The organism is uncultured Porphyromonas sp. (assembly GCF_915070105.1).
Lineage (GTDB): Bacteria > Bacteroidota > Bacteroidia > Bacteroidales > Porphyromonadaceae > Porphyromonas.
This window is the reverse complement of record NZ_CAJZFJ010000023.1, coordinates 1-13061: the sequence shown is the minus strand read 5'-3', so window position 1 is coordinate 13061 and position 13061 is coordinate 1. Positions and strand designations below refer to the sequence as shown.

Annotated in this window: 11 protein-coding genes; 3 read left to right on the top strand and 8 right to left on the bottom strand. The window is 53.1% G+C overall.

Translation table 11 applies throughout. The features are described 5' to 3' along the window. Nucleotides 1–11 precede the first annotated feature (11 nt). The 7 genes from QZ554_RS03780 to QZ554_RS03750 form a co-directional block, all read right to left on the bottom strand. The gene (locus tag QZ554_RS03780; protein ID WP_297194521.1) at nucleotides 12–1187 is read right to left on the bottom strand and encodes an LptF/LptG family permease; all 1176 of its coding nucleotides are present in this window, start codon (nucleotides 1185–1187) and stop codon (nucleotides 12–14) included. 6 nt (nucleotides 1188–1193) lie between these two features. Next, complete coding sequence (tgt, locus tag QZ554_RS03775) at nucleotides 1194–2327, bottom strand: tRNA guanosine(34) transglycosylase Tgt (RefSeq protein WP_297194519.1); 1134 nt, start codon at nucleotides 2325–2327, stop codon at nucleotides 1194–1196. Between the two features lie 106 nt (nucleotides 2328–2433). Next, on the bottom strand, nucleotides 2434–3060 hold the full coding sequence (udk, locus tag QZ554_RS03770) for a uridine kinase (RefSeq protein WP_297194517.1): 627 nt from the start codon (nucleotides 3058–3060) through the stop codon (nucleotides 2434–2436). 35 nt (nucleotides 3061–3095) lie between these two features. Then, nucleotides 3096–4502 (bottom strand): serine hydrolase domain-containing protein, encoded by a 1407-nt coding sequence (locus tag QZ554_RS03765; protein WP_297194515.1) that lies wholly within the window; start codon nucleotides 4500–4502, stop codon nucleotides 3096–3098. Between the two features lie 9 nt (nucleotides 4503–4511). Further along, nucleotides 4512–5855, bottom strand: a complete 1344-nt coding sequence (locus QZ554_RS03760; protein WP_297194513.1) for a glycoside hydrolase family 3 N-terminal domain-containing protein — start codon at nucleotides 5853–5855, stop codon at nucleotides 4512–4514. A 22-nt stretch (nucleotides 5856–5877) separates the two neighbouring features. Next, nucleotides 5878–6276 carry a GtrA family protein gene (locus QZ554_RS03755; RefSeq protein WP_297194544.1) on the bottom strand — a complete coding sequence of 133 codons (399 nt, stop codon included), beginning with the start codon at nucleotides 6274–6276 and terminating at the stop codon, nucleotides 5878–5880. 31 nt (nucleotides 6277–6307) lie between these two features. Then, nucleotides 6308–6994, bottom strand: a complete 687-nt coding sequence (locus QZ554_RS03750; RefSeq protein WP_297194511.1) for a CDP-alcohol phosphatidyltransferase family protein — start codon at nucleotides 6992–6994, stop codon at nucleotides 6308–6310. Nucleotides 6995–7994: 1000 nt separating this feature from the next. Between QZ554_RS03750 and QZ554_RS03745 the strand changes: the two genes are divergently transcribed. The 3 genes from QZ554_RS03745 (at nucleotide 7995) to feoB (ending at nucleotide 12111) form a co-directional block, all read left to right on the top strand. After that, nucleotides 7995–8858 carry an RNA polymerase sigma factor RpoD/SigA gene (locus QZ554_RS03745; RefSeq protein ID WP_297194509.1) on the top strand — a complete coding sequence of 288 codons (864 nt, stop codon included), beginning with the start codon at nucleotides 7995–7997 and terminating at the stop codon, nucleotides 8856–8858. A 122-nt stretch (nucleotides 8859–8980) separates the two neighbouring features. Beyond that, the gene (locus tag QZ554_RS03740) at nucleotides 8981–9958 is read left to right on the top strand and encodes a metal-dependent transcriptional regulator (protein WP_297194507.1); all 978 of its coding nucleotides are present in this window, start codon (nucleotides 8981–8983) and stop codon (nucleotides 9956–9958) included. Then, nucleotides 9955–12111 carry a ferrous iron transport protein B gene (gene feoB / locus QZ554_RS03735; RefSeq protein ID WP_297194505.1) on the top strand — a complete coding sequence of 719 codons (2157 nt, stop codon included), beginning with the start codon at nucleotides 9955–9957 and terminating at the stop codon, nucleotides 12109–12111. The genes QZ554_RS03740 and feoB overlap by 4 nt, the downstream gene beginning before the upstream one ends. A 396-nt stretch (nucleotides 12112–12507) precedes the next feature. On the opposite strand, the gene QZ554_RS03730 is transcribed toward feoB, so the two are convergent. Further along, nucleotides 12508–13020, bottom strand: a complete 513-nt coding sequence (locus QZ554_RS03730; RefSeq protein WP_297194503.1) for a thioredoxin domain-containing protein — start codon at nucleotides 13018–13020, stop codon at nucleotides 12508–12510. Between the last annotated feature and the right edge of the window lie 41 nt (nucleotides 13021–13061).

Genomic DNA, 13061 nt, shown 5'->3' with positions numbered 1-13061 from the left:
TTGTAGAGGGATTATTGGGGAGCCTTGCGCCAAAGCAAGAGGGCGAAGAAGACAAAGACGATATTGGGGATCCAAGCAGCAAGCCATGGAGCCATCATCCCGACGTTGGAGAACTGCGCCGTGACGGTCGTCGAGACGATATAGCCAAGGCAGAGGGAGAAGCCGATGACGAGATTGATTCCAAGACCATTCTTCATCTTCTTAGCCGATAGGACGCAGCCGATGAAGGTCAGGATGAAGGCAGAGAATATCGCAGCATACCGCTTATGCAGCTCGATCTGGAAGAGCTTGGTATTGCTCGCTCCACGCTCCTTCTGACGGGCGATGTAGCGCTCCAGCTGATCATTGCGCATCTTCTCTACGTCCTTCTCATTGACGAGGAAGTCAGAGGGACGGATACGCAGGTTCGTGTCTAGGTCGTAGCCGACCGTATCTGTCGCCTGAAGTCCCGAGAAGCGACGGATATGGAAGTCCTTCAAGTGCCACCTATCCAGCGTGTCATGCCTCGCCTCATCTGCCGTCATACGAGAGATGAGGGAGCGCCCCTTGAACTCATCCACCGCTAGGGAGTAGGCTATACGCTCCTGGCTCTCATACTCTCGGATATAGAGGTAGACATCCTTGTCTATGGCTATCTGGATATTAGAGGTGTACCTAGCGACCTTGGAGCGTAGATACTGATCCTCGAAGGCTAGACGCACCTTATTACCCGATGGGATGATGAAGGCATTGAGAAGATACGTGACCAGTGCAATGATCGCTGCCGCTACCATATAGGGACGTAGCAGACGTCGGAAGCTCATCCCACTGGCGAGCATCGCTACAATCTCTGTATTGGCTGCTAGATTGGAGGTGAAGAAGATGACCGAGATGAAGACAAAGAGAGGACTGAACATATTCGCATAGTAGGGAATAAAGTTCAGATAGTAGTGAAAGAAGATCTTCGAGAGCGGTACCTCAGGCTTGAGGAAGTCCGAGATCTTGGCATTCACGTCAAAGACCACTGCGATAGCGAGGATAAGCGCAATAGAAAAGACAAAGGTCGTGAGGAAGGTACGTATGATATACCTATCCACACGCCCGAGCCAAGGGCGATAGGGCTTCCTAGGCTCTGCCTGCTGGGACTCCTGCTGCTTCACTATCCCTTCCTCTTGAGGTATCTCTTCCTGCTGTGGTACTCGGTCCATAGTGTTCTATAGGCGATTGTCCATCTGTCGTACCATCCGCTCCTTCCAGGGGAGGAAGTCCCCCTGCAGGATATGCTCCCGAGCCTCTCGCACGAGACGAAGGTAGAAGGCGAGGTTGTGAATAGAGGCTATCTGTAGCCCCAGTATCTCGTCCGCACGGATGAGGTGATGGAGGTAAGCCAGTGTATATCGGCTGTCTACGAAGGAATAGCCCTCAGGGTCTATAGGAGAGAACTCCCGAGCCCACTTGGCATTGCGGATATTGATCGTGCCTCGGCTGGTGAAGAGCTGCCCATTACGACCATTACGCGTAGGCATAATACAGTCAAACATATCGACCCCACGAGCGATCCCCTCTAGGAGATTGATCGGTGTCCCCACACCCATTAGGTAGCGAGGCTTGTCCTGAGGGAGGATACTATTGGTGAGCTCCACCATTTCGTACATCTTCTCCGTGGGTTCACCCACAGCAAGCCCACCGATGGCATTGCCCTCTGCACCCAGTGAGGCGACGAACTCAGCCGCTCTCATCCTCAGCTCTGGATAGACACAGCCCTGCACGATAGGGAATAGGCTCTGGTGGTAGCCATAGTGTGGCTCAGTCTCAGCTACGCGCTGCACACACCTCCTGAGCCAGCCCTCTGTGAGGCTAAGGGACTTCTTGGCGTACTGGAAGTCAGCATCCCCAGGGCAACATTCATCGAAAGCCATGATGATGTCTGCTCCGATGATACGCTCAATGTCCATGACACGCTCAGGTGTGAAGAGGTGTCTCGAGCCATCTATATGTGACTGGAAGGTCACACCAGCCTCGGTGATCTTCCTACGATGAGCAAGGCTAAAGACTTGGTAGCCTCCACTATCTGTCAGGATAGAGCCCTCCCAGCTATTGAACTTATGTAGCCCGCCAGCCTCATGGAGCACTTCCAGTCCAGGGCGTAGATAGAGGTGGTAGGTATTGCCGAGGATGATCTGTGCCTGAATATCCTCTCGGAGCTCAGACATGTGGACAGCCTTGACGGATCCAACCGTCCCCACTGGCATAAAGATAGGGGTGAGGATCTCGCCATGATCGGTCGTGATCTTCCCCGCACGGGCAGCACTCTGGCTACAGGTCTTATGTATATCGAAGTTCAGCATCTATTCTGTCTACTCCCTAGCTATTATAGGGGGTACAAAGATATAAGTTCTTCCGCTATAGGCGCTAAGCTCATCCAACGAGGATACCCTATAAGCAACATGAGCTCTAGCGTAGGAGCGAGTGGATATTCTCCACGAGGAGCGAGAGAGCGACAGGGTTCATCCCTCCCTCAGGGATAATAATATCGGCATACCGCTTTGAGGGCTCTACGAAGTCTCGGTGCATAGGTTTGACGGTAGAGAAGTACTGCTTGAGCACCGAGTTCATATCTCGTCCACGCTCCTGTACATCACGCACGAGACGGCGTGCTAGGCGCACATCATCATCGGTATCGACATACACCTTGACATCCATTAGCTCTCGGAGCTCTTTGTTCTCTAGGATCAAGATACCATCGAGGATAAGCACCTTGGCAGGATGCACGAGGACGGTCTGCGAGAGACGGTTGTGCTCATTGAAGGAGTAGACAGGACGCTGTACACTCTGTCCCTGCTTGAGCAGACGGATATGCTCAATCATCATATCCGTATCGAAGGAGTGGGGATGGTCGTAGTTCAGCTTCGAACGCTCCTCCAGTGTCAGCTCGTCATGAGCCTTGTAGTAGAAGTCGTGGCAGAGCGTAGTGACATGCTCCTCAACGAAGGCCTCCTGTAGCTTACGTACAAGGGTAGACTTGCCCGAGGCTGACCCGCCAGCTACGCCGATGATCGTGGTCGATGATGATTGGCTCATAGATGATAATATTATAGAGAGAGGATTGATAGTGACTATGTTCGTGGGGTAATGATCCCTAGAGACTCGTAGAGGAGGTCTTGGAGATTCTGTCTCAGACGCTCGTGGATGAGGACAGTATTCTTGCGAGAGGGATAGGTGCGGTTCGAGAGAAAGACGAAGACAAGATCATAGCGAGGATCTACCCAGAAGCATGTCCCCGTGAAGCCTTGGTGCCCATAGGTGTCATGTGAGGCGAGCTCACCTGTAGGGCCACCATGCTTGCGTGGCTTGTCGAAGCCTAGGCATCGTGCACCTCCAGCTCCAAGTGTCTCTGTGAAGAGCTTGACAGTGCGAGAGGGGATGATGGTCTTGCCCTCCCAAACCCCGTGCTGCAGGAGCAGCTGGGCAACCTTGGCAAGCTCACGAGCCGAACCAAAGAGCCCTGCATTACCTGATACGCCCCCTAGACAGGCGGCAGCCTCATCATCTACTGTACCCCGAAGGATCTCCCCTCGTAGGAATCTATCGTCTTGTGCAGGAGCGATGACCTCGGCCTTCACTCCATGCTCCAGGGGACAGTAGTAGAGACGTGCTCCTATGGGTCGGTAGATATGCTCCTGTACAAAGGTGTCTAAACCTTGATGACTTACCCGCTCGATGACTTGTTGCAGGAGGATGAAGTTAAGGTCGCTATAGCGGTAGGACTTATTAGCTTTCACCCGTACGCTCAGTAGGCGCTCCATCATCCGATCCTTGAAGGAAGGAGCAATGTACTTCTTCGGAGAGAAGCGGAGCGAATGCTGCTCTGAGCGTTTGGAAGCTATGTACTGATCGAGGAAGCGGAAGTGAGGGTTCCCCCATGCCTTACCAACCAAAGGTACTCCGCCCTTGAAGGCTTTGTAGCGAATAAGTGCCCCCTCATAGCTCTCCTCATCAATGAGGTCTGTATAAAAGTTGATGCCCGCAGGAAGCCCCGACTGATGAAGTAGGAGCTGACGTATGGTGACCATCCCAAGTAGCGAACCCTTAGTCTCAGGCAGATAAGAGAGAAGCGGAGCATTTAGATTGACCTTACGCTCAGCCACTAGGAGCATGAGGGCGGGTGTCGTAGCTGCAGCCTTGGTAATAGAGGCGAGGTCGTAGATCGTAAAGGGGGTGTTGGGATCCCCTGTCTTCTCACCGAGTCGTGTCATCGATCCGAAGGCACGATCATAGATAACCTTCCCATGATGGAGGGCATAGATCTGACATCCTGGATAGGCTTGTAGCCTTAGTCCGAGCTTAGCGAGAGAGTCTACCCGATCTAAGTGACTAGGCAGGGGCTCTTTCCTCGGCTGCGGAAGGCTATCATTATCGATAAGCCGACCTAGGAGCGAGTCAAGTCCATGAGGCTCCTGTGCCTCAGCTACAGAGCCAAGGGAGAGGAAGAGGGCGATGAATAAAAAGAGGGAGCGTAGCATAGTCAAAGGCTATCGCTTAGTAGACTTTCGGCGACCAGACTGGGACTTCATAGCTGGAGTCTTGGCAGTAGGATCAGCAGCTACGTTCTTAGCTCCAGCGCTCTCTTCTAGATAAGCTCTTAGCTTAGCCTCCTCCTTGGTAAATATAGCATCCTTGACCTTCTCTGGTGCGACACCTAGATCTTCCTTGGCTATGATCAGTGCATACTTGAAGGCTAGCACCCGACGACACTTTTCCTCGATGGAGGCCTCGGTCAAGGCTCCACTCTTCAGAGCAGCCATGATCTCATCTAGTGCCTTGGTGGGATGCGAAGGGCCGAGAAGGATGTCATTACCCGCTTGTAGAGCTGCTACTGCTACCGATGGGACACCTCCTGCCTGAGCCCCCTTCATCTCTAAGGCATCAGTGAAGATGAGGCCATCAAAGTCCATCTCCTTCCTTAGCAATTCCGTCGTGATCAGAGGACTGAGGGAAGCTGGACGACCGCTTGCGTCATAAGCAGGGACACGTAGATGGGCTGTCATGATCCCTCCAAGATTATTCTCTATGTAGTAGCGGAAGGGGGCAAGCTCCATCTCCTGCATGCGCTCCTTCGTGGCTGAGACAGTGGGGAGGGTCTTGTGGGAGTCCTCCGAAGTGTCCCCATGGCCAGGAAAATGCTTGGCAACAGAGAGCACGCCATTGGTCTCGAGTCCAACGGAGTACATGCGTCCTAGTTCTGATACGACCCGAACAGAAGAACCGAAGCTACGTGATCCGATGACAGGGTTCTTTGGGTTGCTGTTTACGTCTAGGACAGGGGCAAAGTTGATATGAATCCCCATGAGCCGACATTGGCGAGCTACCTCATGGGCATATTGGAGGATGACCATAGAGTTCTTCTTGCGGCTCAGAGCAAGATTACGGGGATACCGTGGGGCATCCTTGAGACGCATGTTTAGCCCCCACTCTCCATCTAGGGCGATGAGTAGCGGTATTTGGCTAGCTTGTTGTAGGCGGATCGTCAGGCGACGTTGATCAGCTAAGAGTCCCTTCTGAAAGAGGATACCGCCCCAACGCTCCTGCTTGAGACGCCCCAGCAGTGTCTCCGTATCCTCAGGTTTAGGATAGATGATGGGCATGATGAGCTGCCCCACTCTAGCCCGTTGGTCGAGGCTCTGATAAACACTATCCACCCACCGGCTCATCTCCTGAGCGTCTACCCCAGAGAAGACAAGCAGCGTCTTGAGGCGAAGGATATAGTTAGGCAACGTAGGCCACTGAGCCGAACAAGGACGGCTAGAGAAGAAAGAGAAGGAGATCGCCCCAAATAAAAGCAGGGCAAGTGTGCGTGCACGCATAAGACTAGTCATGATAGGTAATAAGGTGTAGAATCTATGCGGAGGTCTTGTTGAAGACCCAATACCGCTGCATCGGGTAATTAAAGAGTACAGAGACGAAGAGGTCAGAGATCAGCTTGCCGATCTTGTAGTCGATCCCCATATAGTGCTCCAGCAGATAGGTACCTAAGTACTTCAAGAGAATACTGCCGATCACCGTGAGGACAAACTTGACAAGCTGCAGGAGGAAAGCATTGGAGTAGCCATGCGTTCCAGAGCCAGCTGTGAAGGTCCAGTAGCGATTCAATGAGAAGTTGATCGCTGCTCCCACAACACCACCAAGGGCGACCGCCCAGAAGAGTGGCCACCCGAGGAACTGGCGAGCCAGTACCATAAGCCCATAGTCGACGACTGAGCCAGCCCCAGCCGAGACCTGAGCACGAGAGAAGGTCAGTATCAGTCGTCTCAGAGTATAGCTCCTTTGCTTAATTGGCCTTCGTCGCCTGTTCCTGCCTCAGTGCGGCATCCCGCTCATTGGCAGCATCGAGTAGCTTGACGAAGTCCGAGATGAACGACACTAGTAGTACAACGGAGATAGCGAGACCTATCCAATGGATGCTCTCTGGTACGAAGTACTCTAGGCAGAAGAGTGCAGCCAAGATGATGCGTACCTCCGTCGGACCTAGCAGACCTGAGTCAATGGAGTACTTATCGGTGACCTTGTAGCGGAGCTGGGAGATAATCATCTCCGCTCCATAGAGGACGACAAAGATGAAACCAACAATCTTCCAGTCTGGGTGCACGTAGGTATAGTAACCTAGGCCTATAGCTACGATCCCGATCCAATCCACGACAATGTCGAGACAGAAGCCAAACCACTTGCGGGGACGATTGCGGTAGTAGGCCAACCGACCATCCAGAGAGTCCCCGAACCAGTTTATAGCGAAGCCTACAGGGGTGAGTAACAGCCATGTGCTATCGTGGTACCAAGCAGCCAGTAGCATGACGAATGCTACAGAGAGATTGCCCATGAGCCCAAGGGCTGTGAGCATGTTAGATGTGACCCAGCGAGGAATACGCTCCACTAGGTAAGCAATAAGAGCAAGCTCTCCGTTGTGGAGGATGTTCGTTCGCTTTCGATCTTGACTTATTGCCTTCTTTGTATCAGCCATTGTATATCTTACTAGAATGAGGGGCAATATCTTCGCCCATCCTTCGCCTCTCGGGTGGAGAGACGATCTACTAGAGGGTAATCTTTGGACAACGCTTGTCCCCGAAGGGTTACCCTACTGCAAAGGTAAAAAATTATTGCCTGAAACACCCCCTAATGGGCACTTTCACCTCCCCAAGGTCTTCCCCTCCCACACAAAAGCGGTACCTAGCCCTCATCTTACGCTCTCCTAAGGGCACCTAGGGATAGAGAAGAGGTGGCATCCTAGTCCCCATCTCTCTGCACCTCGGCACAACGAGCGACACCTCCCCACCTACATCACCTACGCACCCTGATGTATATAAGAGAAGACATTACACCCATCATGAGCTATACTACATCATGCATACGAATGACAATACGATCTCTATATGAGCTATGCTATATTACATAGCCCAGAACAGGAACGATTCATACACCAGCATTGAAATACCACATCTATATGTAAGGAGCAGATAGATTGGTCGAAAGGGATAGCTAACAGCAGCTACTCCTCGCCCCTGCTCGGAGGTGGCGGGGAAACCCTTTCAGAGGTGCCCCCGATACCTCTTTTGAGGTAGCGAGGGAACCTCCCGTGAGGTAGCGGGGGCACCTCCCCCAAGGGGTAAATAGAAAAGTCGCTGGCGCATCCGAACAAAAGCAATACCTTTGCAGTTCATTAGGTGGATGATCCTTAGGCAGATCGTCCTAGATGCCCTGATGTTATACGGTCTTCTGCTTGAGACGCTCATCGTCCCGTAAGGACATTGCTCCCCATGCGTTACTATAGAGGGGAGAGCCGCACAGATCTAGCAAGCAACGACAAGACGTTAGTCTCAGGAACTTAAGGTAGTATGAATTAGTAATCTTTGCGCCTAAGCAGTCCTCCCTCGGGTGAGGAACCTCTAGTGCGTACGCCCACTTATGCACTCCTACGCCCTGCATGTCACGAGTGAGCAAACAAATAGAATGAAGAAGGAAGAATGAGACAGCTAAAGATTTCGAAGTCGATCACTAACCGTGAAAGTGCCTCCCTGGATCGCTATCTACAAGAGATCGGCCGAGAAGAGCTCATCACTATCGAAGAAGAGGTAGAGCTGGCACAGGCTATTAAGCGAGGTGACCGCCGTGCCCTAGACAAAATGACCCGTGCTAACCTGCGCTTCGTCGTCTCAGTAGCCAAGCAATATCAGAATCAAGGACTAAGCCTTCCTGACCTCATCAACGAGGGAAACCTCGGCCTGATCAAGGCAGCAGAGAAGTTCGACGAGACCCGTGGCTTCAAGTTCATTTCCTACGCTGTCTGGTGGATCCGTCAGTCCATCCTACAGGCTCTTGCCGAGCAAGCCCGTATCGTACGTCTGCCACTGAATCAGGTGGGGACGCTCAACAAGATCACCAAGGCTCTCTCCAAGTTCGAACAAGAGAATGAACGTCGTCCCTCTGCCGAGGAGCTAGCCAAGGAGCTCAATATCCCCGAGGACAAGATCACCGACACGCTGAAGGTATCCGGTCGTCACATCTCCGTAGACGCCCCCTTCGTCGAAGGTGAAGACAACAGCCTGCTAGACGTACTCGTCAATGAGGATGCCCCCAATGCCGACCGCTCACTCATGAACGAATCCCTATCGAGGGAGATAGATCATGTTCTCTCCAAGCTCTCCGAGAGAGAGGCAGAGATCGTCAAGCTCTTCTTCGGTATAGGTGGCCATCAAGAGATGACACTAGAGGAAATAGGACTTAAGTTCAACCTCACCCGAGAGCGTGTCCGTCAGATCAAGGAAAAGGCAATCCGCCGTCTACGCCAAGATGGCTTCTGCGCTCCCCTGAAGCCGTATCTAGGATAGACCGCCGCCTAGACGAGACAAGCGACTCTACTCCCACTACAGATACAATGGCTACACACGGGAGCGTGTGTAGCCATTTCTCTTTTCTTTCCAAGGCAATCAGTCACTATACACAGAGGACAATGAAGCGCCACAGACACCTTGACCTTATCGGATGGCTCCATCGCATCGGGCTGCTGCCTCAACGCTTAACCCGACGCACTGCCTCCGAGGACCTACTGAAGGCTCTCTACGAAGCCCACAGCGAGGGATCCCCAGCTCCCACTTCGCTCCCCAACCTAGGCCTAAGCCAAGGTGCCACTGAGGAGCTACTGACCGAGCTACGAGGGGCTGGCTACCTATGCCCCAATAGCCTCGAGTTAACGCCCGAAGGGAAGCGCAGAGCAATCGAACTGACACGTGCCCATCGCCTCTATGAGCTCTACCTAGCCGAGCACTCGGGATACTCTCCAGAGGATTGGCATAGACTAGCGCACACGAAGGAGCACGAACTAACCGAAGAGGAGCATGAGCGCATCGCCAAGCTCCTAGGCAATCCTCTCTTCGACCCACACGGAGACCCGATCCCCACCAGCGAAGGGATAAGACCTGACGTGCCCCTTGCTCTTCCTCTCGAGGAACTTGCCCCACACACTTGGTACTTCGTGCTACATATCGAGGACGATGAACCAGTGAGCTATCAGCGTCTCTCTGCTCTAGGGCTGACACGTGACTCTATCTTTGCACTGGAGGAGCTTACACCGACCTCTTGCACGATCCGCTACGAAGGCGAGACCTTCACCTTCCCCACCTCCATGCTCCTTGCCCTGACGCTACGCCAGGCATCAGAGATGGAAGTCACAGAGACTCATGCCGACCAAGTCCAACGCTTGACACGGCTCCCCCTCGGGACAGAGACGAAGGTACTTGCTCTATCTCCTGCCTGTCGGGGTGCTATGCGTCGCAGGCTCATGGATCTAGGCTTCGTACCAGGGAGTAGCATCAGTGTCGATATGCACAGCCCCCTAGGTAACCCCTCAGCCTATATCGTACGTGGCGCAGCCATTGCCCTCAGGGAAGACCAAGCCCGCTATATACTTATACAGCCCCCTACCCTATGAAGACCTCTACACCCTCCCCCTGTGAGCAATGCTCCTCTGCCTGCCCTTCTCCCGAAGGCAGACTACAGAGACGAGGCGAAGATCTCACAGACGTCCGCTTCACCATCGCCCTAGCTGGCAACCCTAATACAGGTAAGAGTACCGTCTTCAATGCCCTCACGGGACTGAAGCAACATACGGGTAACTGGCCAGGGAAGACCGTTGGGAAGGCCGAGGGAGCCTTCACCTACCAAGCGGAGAACTATCGCATCGTTGATCTCCCTGGTACCTATTCACTCTCCTCCACAAGTGAGGACGAGGAGATAGCACGAGACTTCATCCTCTTCTCCCAGCCCGATGTAACCGTGATCGTCGCTGACGCTACACGACTAGAGCGGAATATGAACCTCCTGCTGCAGGTACTCCAGATCACCGACCGTGCCGTACTCTGTGTGAACCTCCTAGATGAAGCCCGACGCAACAAGATAGAGATCAACCTCAATGCCCTCTCTCGCCGCCTCGGGATACCAGTCGTAGGAGCTAGTGCACGCTCTGGTCAGGGAATAGATGAACTTCTCAAGACCATGCGTGCCGTGGCTACGGGAGAGATCAAGTGCACCCCCTACCGCAAGAGTAGCCTACCCGAGCACACTGCCCATCTAGTGGCAGAGCTAGAGCAGGCAGTAGGGCGCTATTACCCGGATGTACCTAACAAGCAGTGGATCGCCTACCGCCTCATCGAGGATGACCCTTCGGTGACAAGCCAGTTCTCCCACCCTGATCTCCTTAGTAAGGCTCGGGAGGTTCACCTCGTCATCGGCGATAACTTCCACGACCAATGGACCGAGGCTATCTATGCCGATGCCTATCGGATCTGCTCTGAGGTCGTCGTACAGGCATACGCTGGAGGGAGATTACCTCTCGATGTACGTCTGGATCGAATCTTGACGAGTCGTCGGTGGGGCTTCCCCATCATGCTCCTCTTACTAGGCGGAGTATTCTGGCTCACGATCATTGGCTCTAATGTCCCCTCGCAGTTCCTAAGCGATATCCTCGTGGGCTATCTATACCCACTGCTGAAGACAGCGATGGAGCACCTCAGCGCACCTTGGTGGCTCTCGGGCTTCCTCATCGATGGTGTGTACCTCTCTACGGTATGGGTGGTCTCGGTGATGCTCCCTCCGATGGCTATCTTCTTCCCGCTCTTTACCCTGCTGGAGGACTTTGGCTATCTACCTCGTGTTGCCTTCAACCTCGATGAGCTCTTCCGTAGATGTGGAGCACATGGCAAGCAGGCACTGACGATGAGTATGGGCTTCGGATGTAATGCCGCAGGTGTTGTCTCCACACGTATCATTGATAGCGAACGGGAGCGATTGATCGCTATCATCACCAATAACTTTTCCCTATGTAATGGACGCTGGCCAACTCAGATCCTCCTCGCCTCCCTCTTCATCGGGGCAGCTGTACCTACGGCCTACGCTCCACTAGCTAGTATAGGTGCCGTACTGGCGATTGTCCTGCTCGGTATCGGGGTTATGTTTGCCTCTTCGTGGATCCTATCCCATACCGTTCTGAGGGGGGAGGTATCGACCTTCCATCTGGAGCTCCCCCCCTATCGTCCACCACAGTTCTGGCGCACACTATACACCTCTCTAATCGATCGTACGCTGATCGTGCTATGGAGAGCTGTCGTCTTCGCTGCGCCTGCTGGTGCACTGATTTGGCTCTCGTGCAACCTACATATCGGGGGAATGAGTATCGCCGAGCACCTCATCGGATGGCTTGACTATCCAGGTTGGCTCATGGGACTCAATGGGGTGATTCTGCTGGCCTACATCCTAGCTATCCCAGCTAACGAGATCGTGATACCTACGGTGCTTATGCTCACTACCCTCATGTTAGGTGGATCGGGGAGCGAAGCTGGAGTACTGATGGAGGGAGGAGCCTCGGAGACCTTTGCTATCCTTCAGAGTGGTGGGTGGACGCTCATGACAGGTGTCTGCGTCATGCTCTTCTGTCTACTTCACCATCCTTGTAGCACTACGATCTATACTATCTACAAGGAGACTGGTAGCATCCGCTGGACGCTCCTCTCCATTGGGCTACCTCTCGGACTCGGGATCATCGTGACGATGATCACTGCGGGTCTATGGCGTCTACTTGGCTCGTGATGCTGAAGCAAAGGGGGCACATTTCCATAGCTTAGGGTGCTATCCTTGATAAGCCTAAGATATAGTCGTAAAGCGCTCCAAGAGCAAAAGGGGGAGAGGACTTCGGTGTCCTCTCCCCCCAAACTTATCTCCATTACCTCTTAGGTGCCCACTACTAATAAAGAAGGATGCAAAGAAAAGTCCCAACAAGCATAGCCCAAGACTCCTAGCACACTGCAGACAAAGTCCGTAAATTCATTCCCCACATTCCACGCTACGTCTCAAGGCAAAAAGGAGCGACTGCACCCTAGGGAAAGTTCCCTCGTGGTGCAGTCGCTCTATATCGACCTAAGCCCTAAGGCTAGGATACTCCTCGTAGACCCTCTAAAGAAGGGCTCTAGGAGATATGTAGAATGCTTACTTTGCCTTGTAGATCTGAGCGATCGTCTCTTCGATCTGGTCGGCAGTAAGGTCTCCGACAGTCTGGATAGGTGTACCCTTCATCGGGATGAACAGCACCATAGGGATGCTACGTACACCGAAGATCTGAGCTAGCTCAGCCTCGTTATCGACATTGACCTTATAGACATCGACCTTACCGGCATACTTCTTAGCTGCAGCCTCTAGCTTGGGAGCAAGGCTACGGCATGGTCCGCACCAGTCAGCATAGAAGTCGATGATAGCAGGACGAGATCCCTTGAAGACGAACTTATTGGGGTTCTCCTTATAGTCATAGATATTGGCGCGCAGATAGGCGGCATCGATATGGCGAATAGCTGAGGCTTCTGCCGCAGGAGCTGCTGCAGGGGTCTCTGTCGTCTCAGTCTGTGCCTGAGCCTCGGAGTTATTCTCAGAGGCATGGGCTGTGCAGGCTAGGGCTGTGAAGAGACTCATCGTGGAGAGCCCTAGGGTGAGCAAGATCTTCTTCATAATGTGTTAGCTTAATCTTCTAATGAATACTATACCTCTAA

Excerpts from the sequence above, each read along its gene's own strand:
- feoB (WP_297194505.1), top strand. The coding sequence starts at position 9,955 with ATGAAGACCTCTACACCCTCCCCCTGTGAGCAATGCTCCTCTGCCTGC.
- QZ554_RS03750 (WP_297194511.1), bottom strand. The coding sequence starts at position 6,994 with ATGGCTGATACAAAGAAGGCAATAAGTCAAGATCGAAAGCGAACGAAC.
- tgt (WP_297194519.1), bottom strand. The coding sequence starts at position 2,327 with ATGCTGAACTTCGATATACATAAGACCTGTAGCCAGAGTGCTGCCCGT.
- QZ554_RS03780 (WP_297194521.1), bottom strand. The coding sequence starts at position 1,187 with ATGGACCGAGTACCACAGCAGGAAGAGATACCTCAAGAGGAAGGGATA.
- QZ554_RS03740 (WP_297194507.1), top strand. The coding sequence starts at position 8,981 with ATGAAGCGCCACAGACACCTTGACCTTATCGGATGGCTCCATCGCATC.
- QZ554_RS03745 (WP_297194509.1), top strand. The coding sequence starts at position 7,995 with ATGAGACAGCTAAAGATTTCGAAGTCGATCACTAACCGTGAAAGTGCC.
- QZ554_RS03765 (WP_297194515.1), bottom strand. The coding sequence starts at position 4,502 with ATGCTACGCTCCCTCTTTTTATTCATCGCCCTCTTCCTCTCCCTTGGC.
- udk (WP_297194517.1), bottom strand. The coding sequence starts at position 3,060 with ATGAGCCAATCATCATCGACCACGATCATCGGCGTAGCTGGCGGGTCA.
- QZ554_RS03730 (WP_297194503.1), bottom strand. The coding sequence starts at position 13,020 with ATGAAGAAGATCTTGCTCACCCTAGGGCTCTCCACGATGAGTCTCTTC.
- QZ554_RS03760 (WP_297194513.1), bottom strand. The coding sequence starts at position 5,855 with ATGACTAGTCTTATGCGTGCACGCACACTTGCCCTGCTTTTATTTGGG.